The sequence below is a fragment of the Bradyrhizobium sp. CB1717 genome (assembly GCF_029714325.1).
In the GTDB taxonomy this organism is placed as follows: Bacteria; Pseudomonadota; Alphaproteobacteria; order Rhizobiales; family Xanthobacteraceae; genus Bradyrhizobium.
This window is the reverse complement of the sequence record NZ_CP121666.1, coordinates 7,629,228-7,654,559: the sequence shown is the minus strand read 5'-3', so window position 1 is coordinate 7,654,559 and position 25,332 is coordinate 7,629,228. Positions and strand designations below refer to the sequence as shown.

Annotated in this window: 12 protein-coding genes and 3 pseudogenes; 5 read left to right on the top strand and 10 right to left on the bottom strand. The window is 58.4% G+C overall.

What is annotated here, in order from left to right; translation table 11 throughout:
- Positions 1-444 precede the first annotated feature (444 nt).
- From QA649_RS35685 to QA649_RS35675, 3 genes are all read left to right on the top strand, one after another.
- Positions 445-1,287, top strand: a complete 843-nt coding sequence (locus tag QA649_RS35685) for an electron transfer flavoprotein subunit beta/FixA family protein (protein ID WP_283021288.1) — start codon at positions 445-447, stop codon at positions 1,285-1,287.
- A 1,170-nt stretch (positions 1,288-2,457) separates the two neighbouring features.
- Positions 2,458-3,621 carry a GFA family protein gene (locus tag QA649_RS35680; RefSeq protein WP_283021287.1) on the top strand — a complete coding sequence of 388 codons (1,164 nt, stop codon included), beginning with the start codon at positions 2,458-2,460 and terminating at the stop codon, positions 3,619-3,621.
- Positions 3,609-4,286 (top strand): 2OG-Fe(II) oxygenase, encoded by a 678-nt coding sequence (locus tag QA649_RS35675; RefSeq protein ID WP_283021286.1) that lies wholly within the window; start codon positions 3,609-3,611, stop codon positions 4,284-4,286. Before QA649_RS35680 ends, QA649_RS35675 begins: the two co-directional genes overlap by 13 nt.
- Positions 4,287-5,019: 733 nt before the next feature.
- Here the strand turns inward: QA649_RS35675 and QA649_RS35670 are convergent.
- The 7 genes and pseudogenes from QA649_RS35670 to trpD all read right to left on the bottom strand — a co-directional run bounded on the left by QA649_RS35670 (position 5,020) and on the right by trpD (position 12,135).
- Positions 5,020-6,336: a peptide ligase PGM1-related protein gene (locus QA649_RS35670; RefSeq protein ID WP_283021285.1), complete on the bottom strand. Its 1,317-nt coding sequence runs from the start codon at positions 6,334-6,336 to the stop codon at positions 5,020-5,022.
- The gene (locus QA649_RS35665; RefSeq protein ID WP_283021284.1) at positions 6,321-6,701 is read right to left on the bottom strand and encodes an AMP-binding protein; all 381 of its coding nucleotides are present in this window, start codon (positions 6,699-6,701) and stop codon (positions 6,321-6,323) included. The genes QA649_RS35670 and QA649_RS35665 overlap by 16 nt, the downstream gene beginning before the upstream one ends.
- A 124-nt stretch (positions 6,702-6,825) precedes the next feature.
- Entirely contained in the window at positions 6,826-7,086 is a 261-nt protein-coding gene (locus tag QA649_RS35660; protein ID WP_283021283.1) for a hypothetical protein, read from the bottom strand.
- A 972-nt stretch (positions 7,087-8,058) separates the two neighbouring features.
- A pseudogene (locus tag QA649_RS35655) lies at positions 8,059-9,182 on the bottom strand (M20 family metallopeptidase).
- A 541-nt stretch (positions 9,183-9,723) separates the two neighbouring features.
- The gene (locus tag QA649_RS35650) at positions 9,724-10,242 is read right to left on the bottom strand and encodes a flavin reductase family protein (RefSeq protein WP_283021282.1); all 519 of its coding nucleotides are present in this window, start codon (positions 10,240-10,242) and stop codon (positions 9,724-9,726) included.
- Between the two features lie 441 nt (positions 10,243-10,683).
- Entirely contained in the window at positions 10,684-10,869 is a 186-nt protein-coding gene (locus tag QA649_RS35645) for a hypothetical protein (protein ID WP_283021281.1), read from the bottom strand.
- Positions 10,870-11,121: 252 nt separating this feature from the next.
- Complete coding sequence (gene trpD / locus QA649_RS35640) at positions 11,122-12,135, bottom strand: anthranilate phosphoribosyltransferase (RefSeq protein ID WP_283021280.1); 1,014 nt, start codon at positions 12,133-12,135, stop codon at positions 11,122-11,124.
- 1,748 nt (positions 12,136-13,883) lie between these two features.
- Here trpD and QA649_RS35635 point away from each other — a divergent pair.
- The gene (locus QA649_RS35635; protein WP_208639223.1) at positions 13,884-14,090 is read left to right on the top strand and encodes a hypothetical protein; all 207 of its coding nucleotides are present in this window, start codon (positions 13,884-13,886) and stop codon (positions 14,088-14,090) included.
- Positions 14,091-18,826: 4,736 nt separating this feature from the next.
- Entirely contained in the window at positions 18,827-22,015 is a 3,189-nt protein-coding gene (locus QA649_RS35630; protein WP_283021279.1) for a Ulp1 family isopeptidase, read from the top strand.
- Between the two features lie 197 nt (positions 22,016-22,212).
- Here the strand turns inward: QA649_RS35630 and QA649_RS35625 are convergent.
- The 3 genes and pseudogenes from QA649_RS35625 to QA649_RS35615 all read right to left on the bottom strand — a co-directional run.
- Positions 22,213-22,428: pseudogene (locus QA649_RS35625) on the bottom strand (transposase domain-containing protein); the annotation flags it as partial.
- A 100-nt stretch (positions 22,429-22,528) separates the two neighbouring features.
- Entirely contained in the window at positions 22,529-24,073 is a 1,545-nt protein-coding gene (locus tag QA649_RS35620; RefSeq protein ID WP_283021278.1) for an acyl-CoA dehydrogenase family protein, read from the bottom strand.
- Between the two features lie 661 nt (positions 24,074-24,734).
- Positions 24,735-25,169, bottom strand: a pseudogene (locus QA649_RS35615) (alpha-N-arabinofuranosidase); the annotation flags it as partial.
- Positions 25,170-25,332: the final 163 nt, after the last annotated feature.

Here is a 25,332-nt window from a genome sequence, read left to right as displayed (position 1 = left end):
CCCACAAGCGCGACTTGGCCCCGAGCGTCACCGTGCGCGCTTGCGGGACTGCTGTCGAAAGGCGGGCTCACCTGGTTCGATGACAGAGGACTTTGCTCGCAGTGACATACTTAGCGTCACCTGCGGGCCATGGAATCGCGAGCAGTCGGTTGCTGAACATCTAACAAGCGTCATGCCTATCCGTCGATCAAGGTCGGACTAAGTCAACCGGTCCGCCGGCCGCTGGTGATTGGCGGCGGTGTTCTGTCGCAAGCCATGCTGGCGCGCCCTGCGGAAAGCGCTGTCGCAGTCCTGACTATGTTAGCATTCGTTCGTCGGGAGGCGGGCTAGAGGGACGCATTACCCGGTCTAAGCCTCTGTGATGGCAAGCCGATCCCAAAAGGGCGGGCGATGGTACAACACTTGCTGTGCTCTCCGCACTGTCGCAGCTTTTGGAGCAACACCGTGCACAATGTCGTCTGCATCAAACAGGTTCCGGACTCGGCGCAGATCCGCGTGCACCCCGTGACCAATACAATCATGCGTCAGGGAGTGCCGACCATCATTAACCCATATGACCTCTTCGCCCTCGAGGCCGCGCTGGAACTGCGCGATCGGTTCGGCGGCGAAATTACGGTGCTTACAATGGGACCGCCATCGGCGGAGGATTCTTTGCGAAAGGCGCTGACTTACGGCGCCGATCGCGCCGTCCTACTCACCGATCGCTGCTTTGCGGGCTCCGACACCCTGGCCACAACGTATGCACTTGCAACAGCCATCCGAAAAATCGGTAAGGAATATGGCCCGACAAACCTCATCTTCACGGGAAAGCAGACCATCGACGGCGATACGGCGCAGGTTGGGCCCGGCATCGCAAAGCGACTGGGCGTATTGCAGCTAACCTACGTTGCGAAAGTCAGATCCTTAGATCTCGCCGCCCATACAATTGAGGCGGAACGACGCTCCGAAGGTGGTGTTCAGGTGCTGCACACGAGGCTGCCGTGTCTGATCACAATGCTGGAGGCAACGAATCAGATTCGGCGCGGCGCGATGCCGGATGCGTTGCGTGCCGCGCGTGCCCAAATCGTTAAATGGAGCGCAAACGATGCCGGTATCGAAGACGTCTCCAAATGCGGCCTCAAGGGATCGCCGACCGTCGTCAAGCGAGTGTTCGCTCCCTCTGCGCGGGCTGAGAAGGCAGCGCTGGTCGAGGCCGGCGAGCAACCGGCGCAGGCGTTGATAGACGCTATTTTCAAGCATCAGCCGAAGCTCGAAGCCGATCTTGCTGCACTTGTCCGTGACACTTGACCTGGGCGAAACGGTCCAAGATGTACCAACACCATGAGGCACCCGCATCCAGTGAGCGCGCAAGATGTAGCTAGGCATCTCAGAACGCGACCATTCTGGTCCATGACGTTCTTCGATTGCTCGCGATCACCTGGGACCGCTGTTCCGTAGACCAAATTATGGCCTCGATCGATGCCCGGAGTTGAACGCGATTGGCAGGCGCATCGACAAAGGGCTGCGCATGCGTCCAGATGCCACTTTATGGACGTGTTCGACGGCGTTGAGGCGACTGCCTCTCGCGTACTTGTCACGAGCGAAGACGGATTACGTCAGCGATCGGGATCACCATGCTGGCGCCCAAACCCCCAAAGCGTTTGTCGAGCTGATCAGGGCGTGAAGCCGACCTATGTGGCACTTTGGACCAATCTCCGCGATTCAATATGCCTATACCCATCGTGAGTGGCGGCTGGCTCTTCGCCGTCTGGTGTCCGACGACCGTGCAAGCGCTGTCAGGTTCAATACACTTGCGATGAGGAGTCGGTCGCGATTTTGTCGATGTATTCAGAGTCTGTGGAGCGAGTGCACGAGTTGGCACGGTGATTGCTGTAAGCGTGCAAGAAGACATCGTGGTGGCACTCGCGAAGGTGAAACATAGCGGCGGTCTCTTTAGGAAGCTCGTGCCGGCCAGCAGCCGGCATTTCGCGCTGTTTGCTAGCGAAGGCCAAGCGCCAAGTAGATGTGGATAGTCCTTGCAATGCTGTACGAGGCTCATATCGGTGCGATCGACTGGCAGGAGCAGCAGCAGCGAGGGCCTGCGCGGCGCAATATCTCATCATGACTCTGCAAGCGTATGCTGGCCTTGCCGGGAATTCGCGGCATCGGAGTTTTCGTGCACCGGAATCCGTCTGGATCGCCGCCGCTCAGTTGATCTACGCGCTCCCTTCGATGCGAGTGAGCAGCGCTGAACATGCCGCTGCTCCGCTACCGCGAAGGTGGCCATCAAGAACGTCGCCTGGATGGTGAGCGCGAACACAAGCCCATCAAAACCAACAAACTCGCGGTTAGCCAATAATTGGGCGGATACGATATGTCTTCGTCAAAGACCGTTCCCTCCTCATCACCAGGGGTCAAATGACATCTCAAGCGTCTCGACTTACACCCGATCAGCCTCCGCAAATATGCTGCGAGTATTTGACTGAGCAGGCGCGAGCCCTGTTCGGCCCGCACCCGTTCGCTGCGGAGATGTCCGAGGACCAGATCGCTCGCCTGTTGCCTGAATATCTAGCGATGTCACAAGCGTTCCCATACCTGCAGGCGGGGTCGCAACGGGATCTCATTTTTGATGCAATGAATCACAATCGGGATATTGCGAGAGACATTGAACTGACCAGCGTGGTCGGAAATTTCATCTGTTGGGATGAGACGGGAGGTTATGGCCAAATTCTCCAGGGTGGCAAGGCGGCGCTACCCGACATTCTGGTGACCGAGAACTTCCACGCCAACCTGCTTAGAAAGGATGCGTCGCAACTACTCGGCAGAGCAATACAGCCCTACTACAGCGCCACAACGAAGCGGTACCTGCTTTCTCTCTATGCGGGATTGTCATCGAAAGATCCCTTAGTACGTTGCGCCTACATGGTCGCTTTCGAGCTACACGCTGCGGACATGATCCAGTCGCTATGGACCACTCTGGTCAAAACCTTTAAGGCGCGGCCTGACGATCTTGAGTACTTCCGCAGCCATGTCGGCGGAGAAGATCCAGCGGAGAAGTATCACGGAGAAATGACAAGCCGACTGATTGGCGAACTTATCCCGGCTGACCGTAATGATCGCTTTTTAGATGAATTCGATCGAGCCTATCGGCTCAGCCTACAGTGGTGCCGCGATCTGCTCAGAATTGTCTCACGTAAGGGAGATCATCACTCGGAGATCGAACACCATGGCCGTTGTCACTGTGGTTCTGTCAAATTCTACGTCAAAGCACCGCGCGAGCTCTCTGCAGTTCGATGCAATTGCTCAATCTGCCAAATGTCTGGATTTCTGCACCTGCTCGTACCTGGCAATAAGCTTGGCATTGAGTGCGGCGAAGAATTCCTCACGGCGTATCAGTTCAACAAGAACATCGCTCGGCACACGTTTTGCCGGGTTTGTGGCATAAAGCCATTCTATAGGCCGCGGTCGAACCCCACCGGGTTCAGCGTAAATATTCGATGCCTCGATAAAAGGACCATCGAACGCATAACAGTAAGCGAGTTCGATGGCGAGCATTGGGACCAAGCATTCCGCTCGATGCAGCAGGACCTTCAGCCCTGCGTTGAAGACAGACCCTGGAGTGAACTCGAATGGCGCGCGTAATGAATCCTAAATCCCGTCTGCTTTCAGAAGAAGCTTTGACAAAATACCGCATAGAGCTGTTGGTAAAGGGGACGGTCGTGATCGGCCCCCAGATATTGTTCACCCAAGATGACTTGGCCAAGATCGATCAGCTGCAGGCTGAGATTCCCGAAGAAGAAGTGAGGGTGGGAGATGCCGGCGACTCGCACAATGTTTTCGTCAAACGCGTGAGGGTCGACCCGCCCGGCCGCGCTCCTAGCGACGCGAGCGGTGCAGCTCCAGGGCAGATCATGGAACTACTCGAAAGGAAAGACCGCAGCTTCGCGCTAAGAAAGATTTTGGGAGCCACGTCGGATTACATGATTCGCCGATGCCAAATGCATCGGATGCCGCCTGGTTCCTTTGTTGGCATTCATCTGGATGCTGCGAGCGACCCTGATTTCGAGTACGCGGTGATCGTGCAGCTGGCGAGGGACTTCGAGGGGGGTGGGTTCGTGGTATATCCAAACGGGTACGAACACCAGGTATTCCGACCGCCATTTGGCGCCGTGCTTATCACCACATGTAAGCTCCGGCACGAGGTGAAGCCTGTGCTGTCCGGCGAGCGCAGATCGCTGGTCTATTTCTGTTCAAAACGCAGCGGCGCGAACCGCCGGATCATCGAAAGTTCTACCGCTGGCGTATGAGGTGGGGTGGCCGAAAATTCGCTTTCGAGTGAACTTGGTAAGGGGGGAGCTCTCAGGAGAGGGGGGAGCTTGGCCATCTTGTGTCACTGTCCAAAGGCGGCCAGGGCGATGAGCATGTGGAAGAGTTGCAACGGAACGAGCCCGATCTTGCCGCCCAGACCCGATTCGTTCAACCTGCGCGAGCCCAGCTGCTGCGCTTGATCCGAGCCGGAGCGACCGCGTACAAACCTTCCAGCAGATCGTCAATGATCAGGATGGCTACGATACCGCCTGTCCGTGCCCGGGAACGATGCTGGCGTTACTGGCGGTGGCGCCCACTGGTCGCTTCTGTTGGTTGTTCGGCGCGTGCCTACCGCGCCGGTTGCCTATCACTATGACTCCGCCTGGTCTTCCAACAGTACCGTTGCAGAACAGCTCGCCGCACGTCTGGGCTTCCGCCTGCAAGCGGCCCGCTGGCCCGGCAGCAGAACGGCCATGATTGCGAGGTCTACGTGGTAGAGGCGACGCGAGCGCTGATTGGACGATTGGCGCGGGGCGAGCGGCCAGACAATGAGCCGATGCACCTCGAGCACCTCATCGCCGATCGGCCAGCCCTTCAGGAGCGACTTAAGGGCGGTCGCGATTGGAGCGGACAGAACTCGAGCTAGACGAGCGTCAGGTACCGCGCGCGATCGAAAGCAGGGACAAGTTCCGATGAATTGAGCGGTTGAAGATATGGCCGCTGTGATCTCGATCAAACCATTCGCAGTAGGTGGTGCTGTAGATCGCGGGCCGCGGCCCTATCGCGCGCAATCACAAGGCACTCCACCGTGCCAGCCTCTTGGTCGGCGGCAAGCGGGATCACGCCCTCCTTGCGTGTGCGGTCGAACAGAAATCCTTCCCTGACCAAACGATCATGCGCTATTTTGAGGGATCCTGATCGAACATTTCTTACGGATAGAATAACGTTGCAACCGGAATAGTCGAATCCCAGCAGCCGGACGGCAATGCTGTGTAACACCGAGCCGCCACCCCAACGGCCGTTCGCTTCATTAAACAGCAACCGTCCGTCAGTAGCGAAAATGGCGTCAATGTTGATCATTCCGCGATATCCCAGGTTTCGCGCAAGCGCCACAAATCGGTAGGCATGCGCCTGGGCAGTCAACCATTGCTCGTTCCCCAGGTCGCTTGGAAGCTCAAGTCCTGTCCAGATCAGAGCTCTCTCAGATCGATCCGCGCTTTTACACAGTCGTATGTTTCCACTGTTCCTGAAAACGATTGAACCATCATCCTCGATTTCATACTCGAGATAGAACAAAGACTTCGCCAAGTGGTAGGACTCAACGACCAGCGTCTTACAGGATGCCGTTGTCATCTCAGACCAAAGCGCGTCAGGATCAAAGGACGGCCATGGAATCCGCCGGGTATCTCTTGCCCCAGGTAGTGGATCGCTTTCATTGCCGGTCAGAATGACATTTCCGACCCCACCGGCTCCATTATCCAGCTTTACGATGACGCTGCCGGTCTGGGTTCTGAGCGAAGCGACCGCTCTGAATAGTTCGTTCGAGTCCGTCGTGACAGATCCATTGGGCAGCGGAAGTGCGACGCTTGTCGCCAATTGACGGAAGTGGCTCTTGCGGTTCAACAGATCAGGCCCTCGCTGCAGAGCGAAGTCGTCGCCGATCTGCGGTATGCCCAGCATGGCCGCCAGGCGTGCGACGCCTTCAGTAGAGTAGCAGGGATACAATCGCCAGGTTGAGTTCTGACGAATATGTCTGGCGATTCGCTCAACAACAGTCTTGGACAGGAGTGTGCAATCATCAAGGACCGGCGATTGGCTGCCGCCTTGAGGTACAAGCAGACAGAGACTCGATGCGTCGAAATCGAGCGTCGCGCCAATGAAGGATAGCAGATCCGCCGGGATGACTACCGGGGAGACTATCAGGTCACCCTCACGAGCAAACCACGCTGAACGGTATGCCGAGGTGGCGGCCAGCGAAAGTTGAGCTGGTGACAGATCGGCGCCCGACATTTGAGCCGTACCGGCATTCATGATCAGGATCCGCGGCATCCGCGACCTCCGGATATCTTGAAGCGATCAGAAAGGGATCGTGATGCAACAATGCTGAACTTGCTGCGCCGTGGTGAGGCACTGAGCGAAGCTTGATTTCGCGCGGTCTTGCTCCGAGAGAGGATAGGTCGGTGCGTTCTCATCGACCATTGCAGCCCCACAAAATGCGGCCTGCTGAACCTGAGGATCGCTATCCGCTCTCCCTTCCGCACGCCGAGCTGATTGAAGGCGCGAGCGATACGCTCAGTCTGTCGGTTGAGGCTGACGTAGCTGAGAGGCTGCTCTTCGAAATGGATCGCAGTGTTGTCGCGAGCATACGTAGCGTTTCGGTCGATCAGGTTGCAGAGATCCAACAACCTATTCATGCGCCTCGCGCCCGCATATTACGTTTCCGCCGCAACCCGGAATTGCTTGGCGAGGTCCCGATCACATGATTCGGTCTCCCCTTGTACAGGCTATGATCACACGGCCTTGGAGGGATGATGGTTCTCATGGGTTGCGAACAATGGATATTGCTTGAGGGATCTCGGCCGATTGATCTCTCTCTTTGCTCTCCTGGGCGGTCGTGTGCATCTGTCCGTAGTGATAAACACACCACGAAGACAGTTTCTTGCCGCGTCTTTGATATACAGGCTCGCCGCACATATAGGCCTCTCTGGCATCTCCATCTTTGAAGCCGATGATGCAACGGCATTGGCCTTCAATATGGTCGATCAACAGGACCTTCTTGAGGCCGTCGGGCTCTTTCAACTTGCTGCTCCATAATGCCAACCAATATCTTCCGATGCCGCGCTGGCCACGCGGAGCGACAATTGCAGCTTAGGCTCGTTGAAAACCTGCGCAGGCCCGCCGTCTGTCGCACCTTTGCGCGATGGAAATGCCTTGCTACCACGGGAAAGCAGTAACAGAGCGGAAAGTCGGTTCGGCAAACTGATTTTGGCGCGGTGCCGCGCCAGAGGAGGGGCTTGGTTCAGATTCGGGAAGCAGCGGCCCCCACTTAGGGGTTCGGATGGAGGCCTACGTCGCTCAATTCTGACCTCGTCGGCTCTCTGGTGCCCCGGGCCAGAACAGCCACGTAGTCTCGCTTCCGGAATGGCGAGCCTTTCAAAGCTACGCTCGAGCCATAGCGCCGCAATTGGGACTCGCAGAACCCTTCCGACCGACCCGCCACGGGGGATGAGGATCCTGACTGACCATGGGGACGAGGATCTGACCAGCTGAGACATTCGCAATCCTTCACAATCCCGGCGGCAGACCGAGATAGGTGCCCACCTCAAAATCGTACAACTTAACGTTACGTCCGATTCAAGCCCTTTTATGGAGCCGTATGTACGTGGCCAAGCTCCCAAATCGGTCCGCCGTCCGGTCTCGTGTCGCACGCATTCGGCGCGGCGATTTGCGTCAAGAAAGTTCGTCTCCCTTTGATCGGGGCCGTTGCCGATAAGCCCATTGTCGGAAACCCCTTTTGCGACCAAGTGCTCACTACCTTTGCAGCCGATTGCCCCCCTGACCTCCGCTGCCGTCATCGGATAGCTCGGTCACTTCCATCCGACGCTGATTTGCAATGCGAAATCCGGCATGCGGCCGATAGTTTTCGATGAGGTCGGCCTGACGGGGCGCAGCCTGTAGCCCTTGGGGAGGGCGAAGAACGGTCCTGCGAATCTGCCGGCGGCCGTCAATCAAAACGCACGTCGCGGTCACTGACTTCGCCTGGCGCCAGGATTATCGCAGCGTCTGATACAGGCGGTACAGCAACCGCGCGCGAGGTTCAATCGACCAGATGTAGAGTTGCTCATAGTGCGTATGCGCGCCCTTGCCGTCAACGCCAAGGCCATCAAGGGTCGCGGTATGCGGCGCGGTGAAATTGCTATCGGAGCCGCCGCCGCTGAACGCGTCGAGCAGCTCGAAGCCAAGTTCGGCGGCGAGCTTTTTAGCGTGTGCGTAAAGTGCGGCACCGGCGCTGGTCTTCTCATATGGCGGACGGTTCAATCCGCCTGATAGTTCACGCTGACGCCCTCGGTGCGCGAGGTGACGCCGAGAATCTTCGGCACCAGCTCGTCGGCATGGGCCATGGTCGGGACGCGCATGTCGACTTGTGCATAGGCCAGTTCCGCGACGACGTTGGGCCTGGTGCCGCCGCGGACGACGCCGACATTGACGGTGATGCCGCGCGTGAGATCGTTCATCGCCTCCAGCGTCTGGATCACATGGGCGAGTTCCCGGATCGCGCTGCGGCCGTCCTCGGGTCGCGTACCTGCATGCGCGGGAGCGCCCTTGATGAATACGTCAAAGCGCGCAACGCCCTTGCGCCCCGTGATGACCTTGCCCCCGTCGCGCGCCGGCTCGGTCACCAGTACGTATTTGGCCTTGCGGCCCTCGGCCTCGATCAGCGCGCGCGAGGTTGGGCTGCCGATCTCTTCGTCCGAGACGTAGAGGTGCGTGATGCCGAGCGGCGGGCGTGCATCATCGGCGGAGATTTGCCGGAATGCGTGATAGGCCAGGTAGGCACCGCCTTTCATGTCGTAGATCCCGGGGCCGAACGCACGGTCGCCCTCGATCTTGAATGGTAGCCGTTCGATGGATCCCACCGGATGAACTGTGTCGAGATGGCTCAACACCAGAATGCCTGGTACGCCCTGCCCCCAAGAAGAGCGGGTGACCAAATGATCTCCGCAGCCGTCACGCCCCGCAACGCGCTCAACGCTGGCTGGCAGGTCGCGATAACCTGCTGCGACAACATCAGCCAGTTTGTTGATCTGATCCGGTCGCTCCGTCGGAGATTCGATCAGGACCCAGCGGCGAATGCCCTCGAGAATCTGGGCGATCTCGAACGCGTTGCTGGACATAGTTGTCTGACGTCTTTGAATTCGGCTTCTCATCGCTTCTGCAAGATCATGACATCACCATGTACTCACATCAGAATTGAGCCCGAAGATCTAGAGAAGCGCCAACCGTAGTGACCTGGGGCGTGCCTCTGGACCCGATCCTTGCTGCGGCAACAAAACTACTCGCCTGTCGATCACAACTGATCTACCAAAGCTGGTAGTTTTCGACGGGATTATGCAGGCCGAGGAAGTACTGGAGTTGACGTTCTGGTAAGCTGTGGTTGGATCTACTCAGGACCTTACTGGGATATCGGAAAAGCGCATTGTCCTGACCAGGTAACCCGCACGCGTCCCGACGCGGAAGGTCGCAGACCGGCGCAAGCATAGCACGACAGGCGAAGCGCCGAAATCGCCGGAGCTGATAAGGCCTTTCAATACGAGCTAAAATTTGTGAAACTAGGCGCGGCCCGGGGAATCGTTCGATGACTGGCGTGGAAGCGACCAGGGATTGAGGCCATCGACCGTTCTGCTCTCCCGACGGGATCTGCGCCAAAGATCGCACTCAGTCAAAAGTACGAAGCGCGCCCCGGAAGTTGATCAATGGACTGCCATCGCTTTGTCGGGTCGCGATAATTCGTCCGATAAAGACGGTGTGTGTGCCAAGCACCTTGTGGTCATACAAAACGCATTCGAGCGCGCAAAATGCGTTGGGCAATAGCGGTACATCGAGGACGCCCTGATCCCAGGGCGCGGTATCGAAGCGGTGAAGGCCTTTCGCCCCATCCTCACCGCCAAAACGCAAGGCAAGGTCCTCCTGGTCACTGCGGAGAACGCTGACTCCAAAGCTGCCATTGGCAAGGATGTCATCATGTGCTTCGGAGCGGGCATTGATGCCAACGACCAGGCACGGCGGCTCCATGCAGATGGACGTCACAGAACTCACCGTCAGTCCCCGTCTTCCGGCTGCCGTCCCGGTCGTCACGATGGCGACACCACTTGGCAGGCTTTGCATGGCATGGCGGAACTCTGCCGGTCGGATAGACGGCATATCCCGAATCGCAGGAGAGAACTGGTGGGTCATGATCAGCCTCTGCAGTTGAACCCCACTTCTAGTGTCTCCACACCAGAGACGACTTTGATCCCTGTTGGGCCTGTAATGGGGTACCCGGTTTCAAAATTGCGTGACGAGTAGGCTCAGATTGAGACCGAGTATGCCTTTGATGTCCTCTGGATCAGCTACAGTCATGACCGGACGGACGTGCAATATCTCGGCGCGTTACGTTGGATGGCGATCGCGGCGGCGGAACTGAGAATTGTCGCCGCCACTGTTTCAACAGGGCCCCCATCAAACAGCGAACCGTGCTGAGCAGCCCGGCGACGCGCCAGTGCACATGGAGCGGTGGTCGCGCTCCGACCAGCTGGGCTGGAACCTCGCCGGGCCTCGTGCGGACCGGATGATGCCGATTGCGGCATCGGCCCGCGCCTGCCAGAGTGTCTCCGCATGTAGACGGCATCGGCGCACCTAATGTACTTTTAGGAGAACACGTGTTTTTGCCTCGAGAAGATGCTGATCGAGCGTCGCGTGCAGCGTACCACGCAGCTCCGGCGGGATTGAGCTATCTGTATCGATCAATTCCCGAAACTTGCGAATGATGTGTTCTATCACTGCAATAGATCCGAGTGTCTCAATCCTCTGCCAGGACATCATCGATTATCTCCTTTGGCGCGCAGCGCTTCGTCGTGGGTTCTCACCTCGGCAACCCGGGCTGCAACAGGCTCTCTTCGATAAGAAAGTTGGCTCTAGCGTCCCGTGCTCAACGCGAATTGGCGTCAGGCCGAGCTCAGGCGGCGCACGCTCCTTGAAATTCAGCAGAAGTGACGTGCATTCCTGGCTGCAATATTTTTGCGCTCGTGAGCTGCAGACTTGGTCGCAATACTGGAACATCGGCCAACTCGGTTCTCAGGCGTTCGAAACCGCGATGAGGCGCTTCAGTCGAGCGGCTGCGGCGCCGCGATCAAGTGATTCTTGTCCAAGTGCTACGCCTTCCTGCAGTGTCGAGGCCCGCCCGGCCACGACCAACGCCGCCGCCGCGTTCAAAAGCGCGGCGTCGCGAAATGGACCTGATGCGCCATCAAGCGCATTTTGCAGCGTAACGGCATTAGCCTCCGCATCGCTGCGCTCCAGCGCGTCGTTGCGGCAGCGGCGGAGCCCGGCTTGTTCCGGCGTCACTTCGAAGGTGCGGACTATACCTGCCTCAAGCGCAGCGACAAATGATGGGCCGGTGAGGGTTAGTTCGTCGAGCCCGTCCGAGCCATGAACAACCCAAGCCGACTCGGCACCAAGGTTCTTCAAGACGCACGCCAGAGGCTGCACCCATTCGGGAGACAAAGCCCCAACGATCTGCCGCTTGACCCCGGCCGGATTGCACAGAGCCTCGATCAGATTAAAGATCGTATGGGTTCCAACTGCGTTCCGGATCTGCCCAATGCGCTGCATCGCCGGATAATGGGCTGACGCAAACATGAAGCCGATGTCGGCTTCCTGCACACAACGTGCGATGGCCTCAGGCTTGAGATCGACCTTCACACCGAGGCGCGCCAACACGTCTGCGGTGCTTGAACCAAAAGACGCAGCGCGGTTGACATGCTTGGCGACAGGAATGCCGGCCCCGGCGACGATGAAGGAAGCGCAGGTCGACACCTTGACGGAATACATAAGGGTCTCGCTCGTGCCAGCGAGACCGACGGGCTCGCATGCCACCTCGACCCGCGGCATTCTATTCCGCATGGCCGAGGTGGCGCCGGTGACTTCTTCGACCGTCTCGCCCCGGACCCGCATCCCCATCAACAAGGCACCGATTTGCGAGGGAGTTGCGTAACCCGACATCATGCTGTCGAAGGCTGACGCAGTTTCGTCACGCGTCAGAGCGGCGCCTGTGGCAACTTTGCCGATGATCGATCTAAGAACTTCCATCGATTACACGTTCCCTGTCCAAACCTTGAGCTCTTCCGTTCAGCGAGACATCGTTGAAGAGACCCGGCACCGATTGCCTTGATGCAGCGGCCCGCCCCACGCGGCATGGCCTCATTGACGCTTGAGGCGGCAGTTGGTTGTGTGTGGGCACACTTGGCGAGGCTACAACCTGACGCAACGTGAGGGTCAAGCTCTCCATTTCGGTGGTGCCGTCGAGAGGAGATCATCGACCAGCTAGAACACTGCAGTTTCTTGTCGTAGGACCGATGACACTGCCTCGCGCCCGGTGGCCGCGTCCGCAGCGGTCTGTTTACCGCGGTGTTCCGGCCGGATCACCGCATCCTACAAGCCTTTTAGCCTTCGGGCGCCGCCGTGGTGAAGCGTTGAAACGGCAAACGAACAGCCGGCACATCGTCACTTCGATTCGCTGCTTTTCTTGCCAGTGTCTCGCACGGAGATCACGTGGCGACATTGCTGACTGAGGCTCGCCTGCTTGGATCTGAGGCAGGCAGTGATAGCTGCGCGATCTGGTATGTGGCTGCTACAAAGGCGGAATACGTCCTCCATGCAGGCCTCTTTCTCTTCTGCGGTCGGCGTTTGATCGCGCGCGTTGACCGGCCCGGGGATTACAGCTGTCATTGCGACGACAAGAGCGATGGCGCAGTGGTAGATTGTGAGGCGCGGAGTTAACTGACTTCGTTGATTTTGAGTCATGATATCCTTTCAAGTCCGTGTAGCTAGGTTATTGTCCTGTGCGCGGAGCGCGACATGACCTGTCAACCGGTAAACAGGCCGGAACTGCTTAAGGACGGTGCCGGCATGCTCGTGCTTCCGCTTTTGCGGTCCGCACGGTGCTGGTCATCTGTCCGGCACGACAGAAACGACACGTGCCCTAGTGGCGCAGCACCACTAACCGTGGAAGCACTGGCGGCTGAGCTGGTCCAGCAAGTGATCATTCTGGAACTTCCAGTTGTTCGGTGCATGCCTCGACGTCGCGAGGCATTCTGGCGCCTGACATGTGCTTAGGTACTCTGGCTCACCGTACCGCCAACCGACTAATGACGCCGTAGCAGGGAAGGGCTCGTGCCAGCTATCGCGAGGCAGAGAGAGCAGGCAAAAGGGGCAGGTGCGCCCAAGCCACTGTTGATGATGCATTCGATCGTTCAGAGCGAACCATGATGGCGCGCGCCGAGACTATGTTTGGTGTAATCGCGCCTGTGCTCCGCGATATGTGAAGACCTTGGGTGGCGTATCTGGGACGGAGCCTCCATCGTCCGCTCTGCCGAGGCGACGGTGGTGGGAGCGCCTACCGTGCAGAGCTCGAAACGCGCGATTTCGTCCAGCCGCGACAGGAACAACTCCGACGCAGCGCGGACAAGGATGCACCTGGAGGATCTTATCGTCCTGATCGAGTCGCGCCAGGCGAGTTTAGATGTCTGAAACATTCGCAATTCTCATGACCTGTCCGGAACGGTCTGGATTGTCGGACGTGGTTCCCGCTTGTCGAGGATCGTACAATCTAACGCTACGTGCGGTTCAAGCCCCTTCGTGCGTCTGATCGCCTGAGGATGTCGGAGCTGTGCATTCTTCGTAAGAGCCTCGGCTGCAAAGCGCACTGTGGTGTTTCAGAATAGCGGCTGTGCATGCGACTGTCCGCTTCGCAACCGTGGCTCCGACCGTCGCTGTTACGTGATTATACGGAGCGCCGGTGTCGCATTTCTTTGATCTGCGAATTGCATGCTCGCGGCATGAATCCGAAAAGTAAACTCTACCAACCCGACCACTGGCGAGGCCGTGCGGAAGCAACGCGAAAGAAAGCGGAAGCGCTCGCTGACGGAAAAGCCAAAGACAGGCTGCTCAAAATTGCCGTGGAATACGACAAGCTGGCTCGGCGCGCCCACGTGTGGCAGATGCACAAAGAGGAGGACGAGACCTGGCATGAGGAAGAGCTGTAGAGCGTCCCTTCGGATCATCAAAAGGCGCCAGCCTGTTGATCGCTAGCCAACCCAATGGCCACGCAAATGTCGCTCAGCGAGCAAGTCAGTGCCTGGAAGGGACGTTGAGGGGCATCAGGGTGGCGCATCCTGACGGTCCTGTGCCGCGCTCCAGATCGCGACATATATGTGAAGGCGGAGCAGTCCGCCTGCCGAACGCTCCTTCAGGCCTACTTGTTTAGTCAGCTTCTCGAAAGCTAATTCTCATATAAAAAAATGCGCAACTTACACCTCAATTTGCAGTCGATGCGTCGCAGTTAACGCGGAAGCCCGTATGCCATCTGCGCCGGAACGCTCAGCTGTTACAGGTCCAGTGTTTGGAACTTCGTCGCGGCTGCAGTTGCATATCAGTTTCGCCAATTCGAGACATCTGCGTCATGCCTCAACATTTCCTTTACGTTGGTCCGAGGGGCAGATTTCCAGGTAGTCGGGCGAAGTGTGCGCTGGAACCAAGTCTGTGAAAGAGGTCTCCACGTCCGGTTGATGGTCTGCAGATGGTGCGGCCGCGGCCTGCGAGAGGCGTCGGAAAGCTCCTCGCGCCTCTGCCGTCCGCGAGGATTATTTCAGAAGAACGCTGCGATGATAAAGTAGAGTCCAGCCCAAAGCAGCGCATTTACGAGGAGTGCGGCCAGAGGCCAAAGGTTCCACCTCTTTTGCGCGTGCCGGGAGCGACAATCGCAGCGGTAGTGCTTGATCGGTGGGGGCTTTGGTGCGCGCCAATGCGTCATTTCATCAGACGTCGCGCTGGTCCCCCGAAAAATGCCGAGCTTTGCATGCCTCATACCACTCATAAGTTGGTAGTCCTCTTTCATAAGGAGAGTATCAGATCGTTGTCTGTTGCGCGGCGATCCTCCGGTCGATGTATGCTCGTGTATCGTCGGTACAGTTAAGGTCGCTTTCCGTCACCGCAGCAATCTACATGCCACGACGCAGAAGTATCGGTACCGCTTTGCTGCCAACAAAAGCGCGTCTGTCGGGCGTTGGCGATACAGAGTCGCTGCCAGAGGTCGGATTCGCGACGTCCATGTCTGAAAGACGACACCCGCAATGGCAGCAAAAGGCGCTGCGCTTCGCGAGCGCGATGCCATGAACAATGAGTTGGGACTTGCATCGTAGTGACGCGGGAAGATCGGTCGGCGGTCGCCCAGATTGAGATCGACTAATCATTGTTTCTGACCGTTAGCTTACGAGGAGACACCGAGATGGCAGGCGACCCGCTGGATGCTACCAGCTCCAAGACAGTTCATGTCAGGCGTCCGCGGCTCTGGTGCAGGCGGCATAGAGGGTCGAACTCGACGACAAGCTGTGAATGATCAAGTGCGATCTCACCAAGCAGTTAATCGCCGGGCAGCATCGACTGGTGCCATCAGTGGCTTTGCGAGTCGTCATGGAGTGTGGATGTCGAAGGTCCTACGGGAGCATGCCATGATGACGACCAATTCGTTGGAGAGGAGGAGCCGCCAGTGTCTTGTGCTCAAGCAGGTAGCCATGAAACATGAATGCCCACTAACGCTTGCTCGAAGCGCGGGAGAGCGATGGCGGGCATCAGTGTTACTGATGGGCGCTCTATTCGTCGATGTGCGACCAATACTGGCTGGCATCGGTGAGTAAGATGCGTCGCATGAGAGGGGCTCGATGACAGAGTTGCTTCATGACGGGAAGTTGCGATTGGCGGACTGATTCGCTATCGCCCAGATCGTTACCGCCGTACTCAGGCAATCAGTGGCCCCTGAGAGCGTTCGGCCCACAATGCGATCGAAGACTATAGCAGGAGAACGAGTGATGATGGACATCTGCGGTTTGCTCAGATGGTGCTCTGAAGAGCGGTATAGGAGCGCTGGGCCGAGGATCGAACCGGTTTACGAGTTGCGAGACAACGTCATCTGCATCGAGTTCAAGGCCCTCCGAAAGGCAGAGGAGCGGGCGTGCGAGCGCGGCTGATAGAGAAGCTGGAGGCCGGCCGCGTGCAACACGGCCGGTTCGCTACGGTTCCGGGATCAGGTCCTTGCGGCGTGTTCTTTGTGCAGGGGCCTTGCGGGTGTGAACTAAAGATAACTGGATTTGTCCGTCCTGGCTGGGAGCATGTCGCTGTCTCGACGCCGCGGCGCTGTCCGAACTGGGAAGAGATGTGCTTTGTCAAGGACCTGTTCTGGGATGAAGAGGAGTGCGTCATGCAACTGCATCCGCCACATTCGCAGTATGTGAATAACAGCCGATATTGCCTTCACCTGTGGAGACCCACTCATCGGGACATCCCGATGCCGCCGCCGAGCTTTGTAGGCATCGTTGGACTGGGGCCCTCAGACGCGGCAATGTTGTTCGCGCGGATCAGCGCGACACCATGATGAGCTGAGTTATTAATATCCAAGCGGAAGGTGACGCCGAGCGGCTGCAGAAGCACCGATTCGGCGCCGCCGAACTGACGCGTCAAAAGCGGGTATATGTCAGGATCGATCGGCGGTTGCCGTGTGCGGGGGCTGAGCCTGAATTAGCTGCGATCAACTGGGAGCAGCTAACAGTGCACTGATCCCGGAAAGATCGCGGAGCCGTGCTGAAGGCGCTTCGCCAGCAACAACAGTCGACGCGACCGGTCACAAGGCAATCAGTGCGCGATCCGAGGACGCGAATGGCGCACTTCTTTGGCGCGAGAAGTGTGTGCCGAGGCGAAATAACGCAATGATGGTGAATCGAGGCCAACGCGACCGTCGAATTCGGTTTGACGAAGGAGGCGTTGTCGAATTTACTGTTCGGTCAGATCAGATGGGTGAGTTGTTCAAAAGTCTCGCCGATCGCTACAGGAACCCGAATCGACATGATATATCGACTGTCGCCACACAAAGGATAACGTGAGTGTTTCGGAGGTTGCAACAGACCCGAGGCCCGCGAGTGAATCTTTCGCGATCGATGCCGGACAGCCGCAGCGCCTCCGACAGCGCACCCACGGCAGGGAACATGGATGTGGCGCCCTGAACGCGCGCCCGACGTGTTAGCGAAGCTCACCGCGGCCCTTCGGACGCTGGAGGAGCACGCTCAAGAGAAGCTCTCTGGAAGTAGTGCGGCGAGGAGAGAATGTTCAGAGAGAGGCTGGCCGGTCACTCAGGTTGATGAGCTTGTGCCCTGGCGCGTCAAAGCCTGAATGGGCTGCGCTTGCACACAAGCAGGACCGTTGGCCCGTTAGACTTTCCTGATAGCTGGCTAATTTCCTTGTTGGGAGTTTCGACGCCTTTAGCCCTTGAGCGTAGGGCTAAGGGCGGGCATCACGCATCCAACACACGCGGCACAAGCTGTTTTTTCGGTTTGCTTCGGAATCGTCGCAGGCCCGTTTCTCTACTGACCTCGTCAGCCAAACAGCTGCTGTCAGCGACAATGCGTGCCGTAGCACCAGCGCGCGAACGACACGACGCTCGCCACGCGCTGCGCAACAATCCTTGCCCTTGTCCTCGTCACTGCGCTTTCGCTGAGGTCCGGCTCTGGTTGAAGATCTCAAAACCGGACCAAAGTTGATAACACTACGCACCGTGTTCGTTCCAAGCAAACGTTTGCGCCGAGCCGATTACAAGGTCATTTAACAATTTTCGAATTTACGGCCTTGACCCCTCTCCGCGGAGCGGGCGCAAGCTGGCTATTAGTTTGATCTGGAAGATGTCGTCTGGTGGTTTTCATATGATCCCAGTCTCACACCGGGTGCAGCACGGGCGCGACTCGGCGTTGGTCAGGCCGGTGGATCAAACGCTGTCGCTGCCACGCCCGCACTGGTTGAAGTTAGCAGAAACGTGACTCGGCGCCCAAAAGCCCCACGCATACACGGGGCAAGCGCTGTCCCTACCACGCACCACTAACTTCGACGTCACCGTACAGGGACTAGCTTTCCGAAAGCTGACGAACCCGACGCGATTCACAAAAGCGAAAGCTGCGGGTGTGGGTCGATGCCCTTCTGGAACCCACCCATCTGTCCAGCGGAAATCCGATTTAACGGTATGATCAAGCATAGACATAAGCCGATCTCTTCAAAGAGATCGTGAAACTCGCATATGCCATGTGCCGCGAGAAGGTGTCAGCAGAAGTCCATCGATATTTGCAAAGGCGCGGCTCTGCGACATCGCAGGAAAGACGATCCATTATCTCTGGACTTCGACTACAGCTGGGCCCATCCGATCAAGCTCGAAAGTGATCGGCAACATGCCAACGAACGGCCCTTCATTATTACTCGATGCCGCCGGTCGCGTCCCGAGGGAGATGTCGGCGGTGTGTCGGACGATGTCGAATACCTCGATGTCAAAGGTCATCCGTTGTTCCCGAGCACGAACACTGCGCCCGCGCGGCCCAGATAGATTTGATCGCTGCCGGTCGTCTTCGCATTGTCCGGAAAATGGAAGGCGCGTCAGCCGCTGGACCGACCGGGCGCATACACTTCCAACCGCGAGAGAAGATCGACCGCGGTCAAGTGCGGAGCCGCCGGTATGCCGTTTTGCAACCAGAGCAATGACGAGGCATCGGGTCCCATGCGGCCGGAAGGCCTCTCGGCCGCGAGGAAGGCGGGTTCTGAAGCTCATGAAACCCCGCGACGATTGAGAGGCGCGGGGCAGTTTCCTTTTGGAAATGTGGCGATGCATTGATTCGGCGACGGCCTCGTCAGCTTCTGGAAAGCCCATCCATAATAGGATCAGCTCAATTGATTTCTTGGACCTGAGGCTAGCATGGACCCGCACAATTTCGATCCATCCAATGTCCCAGCTTGGACTCGGGCGCAGCAGGCTGTTCCGGACGAGCACCAGGGGGGCCATGACGCGCAAGGGGTCTTTGAGCAGCACTTGACCGAGGCGCGCCCAGCCAATCCGGGTCCTGTCTCCGGTGGCGGCCGCAACCACCATCCCCATCTCTCTACAGAACAGCGGGACACTATCGACAAGGCGATTGCCCAATATGAGGCTCAGAAGAGCCCGACGCCGAAGACAGTTAAGCGCTACACTCAGGCGCTTCGTCGACTAGGAAATCATCTTGGCGCTCATCGCCAAACGATTGATCTGGGGGATCATGAGGCCCTGGTCCGTTACGTCAAGACCAACTTCCCGAAGGACGAAGACATGAAGAAGGGGTTGGGTGTCCTTCGTGCGTATCATGATCCGAGCTTTGTATCTTCTGGCGGGCGGCCGCGCACAATGCCCTCAGCGGACGACGCGCCCCTCTCAGAGCGGCTTAAGGCCAGCGGCATGACGCCGGGCAGCGTCGCTCTTTATGATCGTAGTCTTCGCAGATTTTCTAAAGCGCTTAATCGTGCGGGCTACTCGATATCCGGGCTAGACCACGCCGCGCGCATTGAATTCGCTCAGAAGTGGTCCCCGAAGGACGAGCATATATTGATCGCGTTAAAGAAGGTTGGCGAGGCCGAGGGCGTTTCCGGAGCGGGTGCGTCCCGGAAGCCCAGCGGTCATGCTGGCCCGTCGCCCACATTGCATCTTTACCCCGATGACGCTCGCATCATAGATGACCTGGAAAAGGCAGAGCTGAGCATGCTAAAACCCGAGGACAGCCGGAGAAAAGTTGTTCAACATCTGGCCCACAACCAACGAAGATTCGGTGCTTGGCTTCAAGGGGAGGGGCGAGGGAGCATAGTGAGCCGACTCACCGGCACCAGTGAGCAGCAAAAGTCTTTGAACGACGATCACATGGACTTTAAAAAAGCCAGTCGAAACGCTGACATGGGCTTCGATCGTCTTCGGAGCTACCTATTGCTCGTCGAGGCGAACGCTGCGCTGGGCGTCTCCCCTGACCAGACGGGTGGACAGCCGCGGCCTGGCGAGTCGAACTCAACGTGGTCGCCGCACCTGCCGTCCGATTTCGAGTGGCCGACGCCGGAAGCGGTGCCAGATGGGTCGTCCGCGATCTACCGAGGTCTCGACTCTTTGGTTGATCTGCCGCACTCCTTGCAGGAGGTGAGAGACGATGCTCAGTCCGCGGGTGGGGCTGCGGGGAGACCGCCGCTCTTCACCGGACCATCTAACACGCCAGCTCAGTCGTCAGACATCTACTGCGGTCTCAATTCTTTCGTTGATCTCCCATACACACCGCAGCAGATGCAAGACGATGCTGAGTCCGCGCCGGTGGGTAGGGCTGCCGCCGGACCGCCGCTCTTCATCGGGCCACCTGACACGCCAGCTCAGTCGTTAGACATCTACAGCGGTCTCAATTCTCTCGTGGATTTGCCGTACACACCGCCGCAGGTGCGAGACGATGCTCAGTCAGCGCCGATGGGTGGGGCTGCGGGGAGACCGCCGCTCTTCACCGAACCATCAGACGCGCCAGCTCAGTCGTCAGACATCTACCGCGGTCTCAACTCTTTGGTTGACTTGCCGTACACGCCGCAGCAGATGCGAGATGATGCTCAATCAACGCCGGTGGGTGGGGCTGCGGGGAGACCGCCGCTCTTCACCGAACCATCAGACGCGCCAGCTCAGTCGTCAGACATCTACCGCGGTCTCAACTCTTTGGTTGACTTGCCGTACACGCCGCAGCAGATGCGAGATGATGCTCAATCAGCGCCGGTGGGTGGGGCTGCACGAAGACCGCCGCTCTTCACCGAACCATCCTACTCGCGAGCTCAGTCGTCGGACATCTACCCCGATCTCAGCTCTTTGGTTGATTTGCCGTACACACCGCCGCAGCTGCGAGACGATGCTCAGTCAGCGCCCTTGGGTGGGGCTGCCGCCAGACCGCCGCTCTTCACCGAGCCACCAGACACGCCAGCTCAGTCGTCGGACATCTACCGCGGGCTCAACTCTTTGGTTGATTTGCCGTACACGCCGCAGCAGATGCGAGACGATGCTCAGTCAGCGCCCTTGGGTGGGGCTGCCGCCACACCGCCGCTCTTCACCGAACCACCACACACGCCAGCTCAGTCGACGGACATCTACCGGGGGCTCAACTCTTTCGTTGATTTGCCGTACACACCGCGGCAGATGCAAGATGATGCTCAGTCAGCGCCGGTGCTCAACTCCGGCGGTAAACCCGAATTCTTCGTCGGGCGGTCGGGCGTGCTTCAGGAACTTGAGGACATCGGATACCGAGCCGGCGAGGATTGGCAAGATGGCTCCAAGCCGGTACCGGAGTTCCTGCTCGGTGTCCTGGATAACATCGAGGGCCGGCCGGCCCAGTTCAGCGGCCCAATGAAGGTCTCCATGAACGGTGAGACCTACTCGATCACATTGGGGCGCCGAGGAGGCCGCGACGCGCAATTCATCGACGATCCTCGCCCGCCCCCTGTCCCGGGTGCTCAGCCTGGCCCAACGGCTACCGCTGACTATTCCGACCATCGCAGCGGGCCCGTTCTGGGCCCCACGCAGTGGCTGGGTGACGAGCATATCCAGCGGGATTATGAGCTCCTGGCGCACGAGTTGCAGCAAAACAATCCGGATCTCGCCGCCCGAACGCGGTTCGTGGATCCCCTGATAGCCCAGATGTTGCGATCTCCCTTTAAGGAGGTCGCCGAACGAGCATTAGGGTGGGTTCGCTATGATACAGCCGACTTCTTATTCCTGCCGGTGAGCGATGCCAGCGATACGAATAGACATCGGCGCGGCAGTCACTGGTCGCTGCTGCTGGTTGATCGCCGCGATCGGGGCCGGCCGGTCGCCTATCACTATGACTCCACCCAGGGATACAATGACAGGCCCGCAGCGGAACTCGCAGGACGGCTCGACGCTAACCTGCAACGGGTCCCGATAAGACAGCAGCAGAACGGTTATGACTGCGGCGTCTTTGTCGTGGACGGCACCCGGGAACTGGTTAGGCGATTGGCAGCAAGATGGCCGGACCTGAACCTCAATAATCTTGTCATCAGTCGGGAGGCACTGCGGGACCGACTAGGCCCTGGTGTCCGCTTCAACTGAACAGGGTGCGCGATCGACTCAAATGCGCTTCTTGCCGATCGAAGATCCGCAATCGGTGTGTTCGCAGAGCATCATAGTGTCTCACGTGAGGAGGTGAGCACGCATACGACGAAGACCGCCTCATTGACGCATGTGCGCGGGCACAATGAGCTCTGCGGCTTGCTGACCGGCGGCTTATCGGCCTGGTGCAGGAGCTTTCATTCCCAGGGCAGCAGTTCGTGCAGGCGTGTCGCGGGAAGGTCGGCGATCCGGGTCAGGACCTCGGTGAGACAGGCCTTGGGCTCGACGTCGCTGAGGCGACAGGTCCTGATCATCGTCAGCACGGTGGCGGCACGGTCGGCCCCACGCTGGCTATGAAGGTCCAGTTGGGCTCCCAAGGCGGTGCCTCTCAACGCGCGCTCAGCGCAATTGTTAAAGGGCATGATGCTTTCGGCGCCTCAAACGCTGATGGTGAGGACTGGCCGGCGGCTGCCAGGACCACCAGGTGGAAAGACGTCTGGCATCCGCCAGATGTCAGACATACTGCACCAATCTAAGGTAATCGTTCGTGAGGACAGGTGAGCGAATAGAACAAGCCGCGTCTTCAAGGAAGGTGGTCAGAGTCCGACTAGCCCGATCGCGGACTTCGACAGATTGCCGAGTCGGCGCGCGAGTACGGAGAGTTGCAAGTTCGGAACTGACCAGGTCAGCCGCCGCTGCCGCGCAATCTGAGGCAGAGAAGCAACCAGCAGACATGACAGCTTTTGCCAGTCCCAATGTGGTGAGCCAACCCGCATAGATCAGCACGGCACCGTCGGTCTCATTGAGCCCAGAGAGCTCCTCGATTGCAGCAGCATGGACTGATGCCGCTCCAACTGACCGAAAGAGATTGGCTATTTCGTCACGCGTGGCTTTAGAGAGGAGGCAGCGGCCGAGATGTGATAGGAGTGCCTCAGTCGGACCTTCGAAGATGCGAAGGATGCGAGCGTCTCGATAGATTTTGGCTAAAGGCGCTCCCTCGTCGTAACCACGGCCACCTAACAGCTGGACGCATTGATCAGCGACAAGGCCGCACCACTCCGAGGACAAAACCTTCGTTGCCGACGCAAGGTGGACGTTTGGCGCGCCCTGCGCTGAAACAAGTCGGCAGGATGCGGCCAGCATCGCCTTCACGACTTCCCGCCGCAGCACCATCTGTCCAAATAACTGCTCGATGTAGCTGTTCTCGATCATACGCAGTTTACCGAGCCGACGATGGCTTGCATAAGAGGCTGCGACCTGGATAGCGCGCTCAAGGGCTCCAAGACCCATAGCAGCCACACCGACACGGCCGCGGTTCATACTAGATGCCGCCGCGCCCCAGCCGTCTTGATCGCGAGAGAGCACGTACGAACGCGGCACCTCGACGTCGTGGAACTCCAGGGTATTCTGAATGATGCCACGTAGACCGAGTGTGCGATGCTCGTGCGTGACCTTTAGGCCTGGAGCTTGCCTGTCAACGAGTACACCAACGAGGCGACCTTTCGCATCGGGTCCAGACGCGCGCGCAAAGCAAACGATCCAGCGAGCCCAGTCAGCGAGGCCGATCCAGATCTTGCGGCCAGAGATACGAACTTTATCTTCGCGCATGAGAGCCGAAGCCTCTATGTGCCTCGGGGCCGAGCCAGCTCCGGGCTCCGTCAAAGCGAAAGCGCAGAGATCGCCACGTGTTGCACCCCAAATGATATGCTTTTGCTCGGGGATGTGCGGTGCCGCTTGGATGCAGGGCAAGGCCAGGAAGTTATGGATGACGAGGGTAGAGGCAGCGGAGACATCGAAGGATGCAGTGGCGGAGATGAAATTGATGGCTTCCTGCAACGGAAGAGCTAATCCGCCGTGCTCTCCTGGTGTGGTGAGCCCGAACAGTCCATGCCTTGCCAATATGCTGTGTAGGGTCGGAGGGAATGCCCGGCGGTCATCCGCGTCAGCGAAATTCAGCTGACTGAGGTCAGAGATCAAACTGGAGTATAGTGCAGCTGCACGGCCCTCGGCCGTGCGTTCCTGCGCCTCCCGGAATTGGGAGTAAACCTGAGCATACATAGTCATAAGTCCGACAATGAACCCGGTCGCGCTTCGTGCCAATTCATCCCCGTGGCTATCTCGGTTACACATTGGTATAGTGTGGATGTAAGCGCAGTATAAGCACGTTCTCCGGGACTTGGATTTATTGCGGCCGCTGCGCGGGCTCTCATCAAGGTAAGTCTTGTCGATATGACCTATCGGAGGCGCACGCTCGTTTCAGTGATCTCCCATTCCCCTCAAAGACTCACACAGCGTTGCGGTGTTTCGTCCCAAAGAGAGACGACCGGGGAGAGATTCGTCATGCACCAATCGGCATGGGCTTTCAATCATGTCCTCCGTGGCTGTTCGGCATAGCGCGGGCATACGCGCAGTACCAACGAAACGAACCGAATGATCTTGCGCTCGCGTCTGCAAACGGATCGCTCGCATCATGTTCAGGGCCGCCTACCTTGATCTCTCGCCACGAGCACCCGAACGGTGATGTGGGACAATGGTCAAGGAAGAACGTTTTCGAATGTGGACCGAAGCCGCGGTTCGATCCCCGGGGCTGGCTCCCTGGTGCAGGGCCCCCGATCATCATTTGTGCAATTCAGCTGGTCCTTGCTTGCGCGTTCGTCGAACGCAACCCGGAAGCCGGTACGTAATTGCTCCGGAAGTCGACCGGTACTCAGGATTTGATGAGCTCCGACCACGCAGTTCCTCTGGGATGGTTGCAGTATTCGACCAGATTGCGAGCGGCATCGCCGCGACGGGTCCCCGGATTGACGGCAATCATCGGCGCGACATCGGCGGCCCTGCACCAGTCCATGAATTCATTGGGGCTGTTCGGCTCGGTGCTGAACTAGGCCAAGTCGAGGCGCGCCGGCCTCGTTTCGGGTGGTCCAACGCCGTCCTCCCAATTGTAACCGGAGACGAAATTGCCGCCAGGGTATCGAACGAGGGTCGGGCCGAGCTCCTTCACCAGCGCCAGCACGTCCTTCCGAAAACCTCTTTCGTCTGCATGGCCGGGCTATCATAGTGCATCGGCCCAGATGTTCGGCGAAAGCACCAAACAGACTAGGGTCCGTGTGACCAATGTAAAGTCGCGATCGATCAGAACTTTGGCTTTCCTCATGTTTCTCTCGGGTGGCCTGCGGCTGATGACAGTTACGGCGTGGCTGCTGCTCTGCGAAGGGAACGAATCAAAAGTCGTGCCGAGACTGGAGAGAATTCCATGAAACCGATCCGCATCTATTGTGGGATTTGCGGATTGCGAGCTTCGACAGCGACGTCGTGGA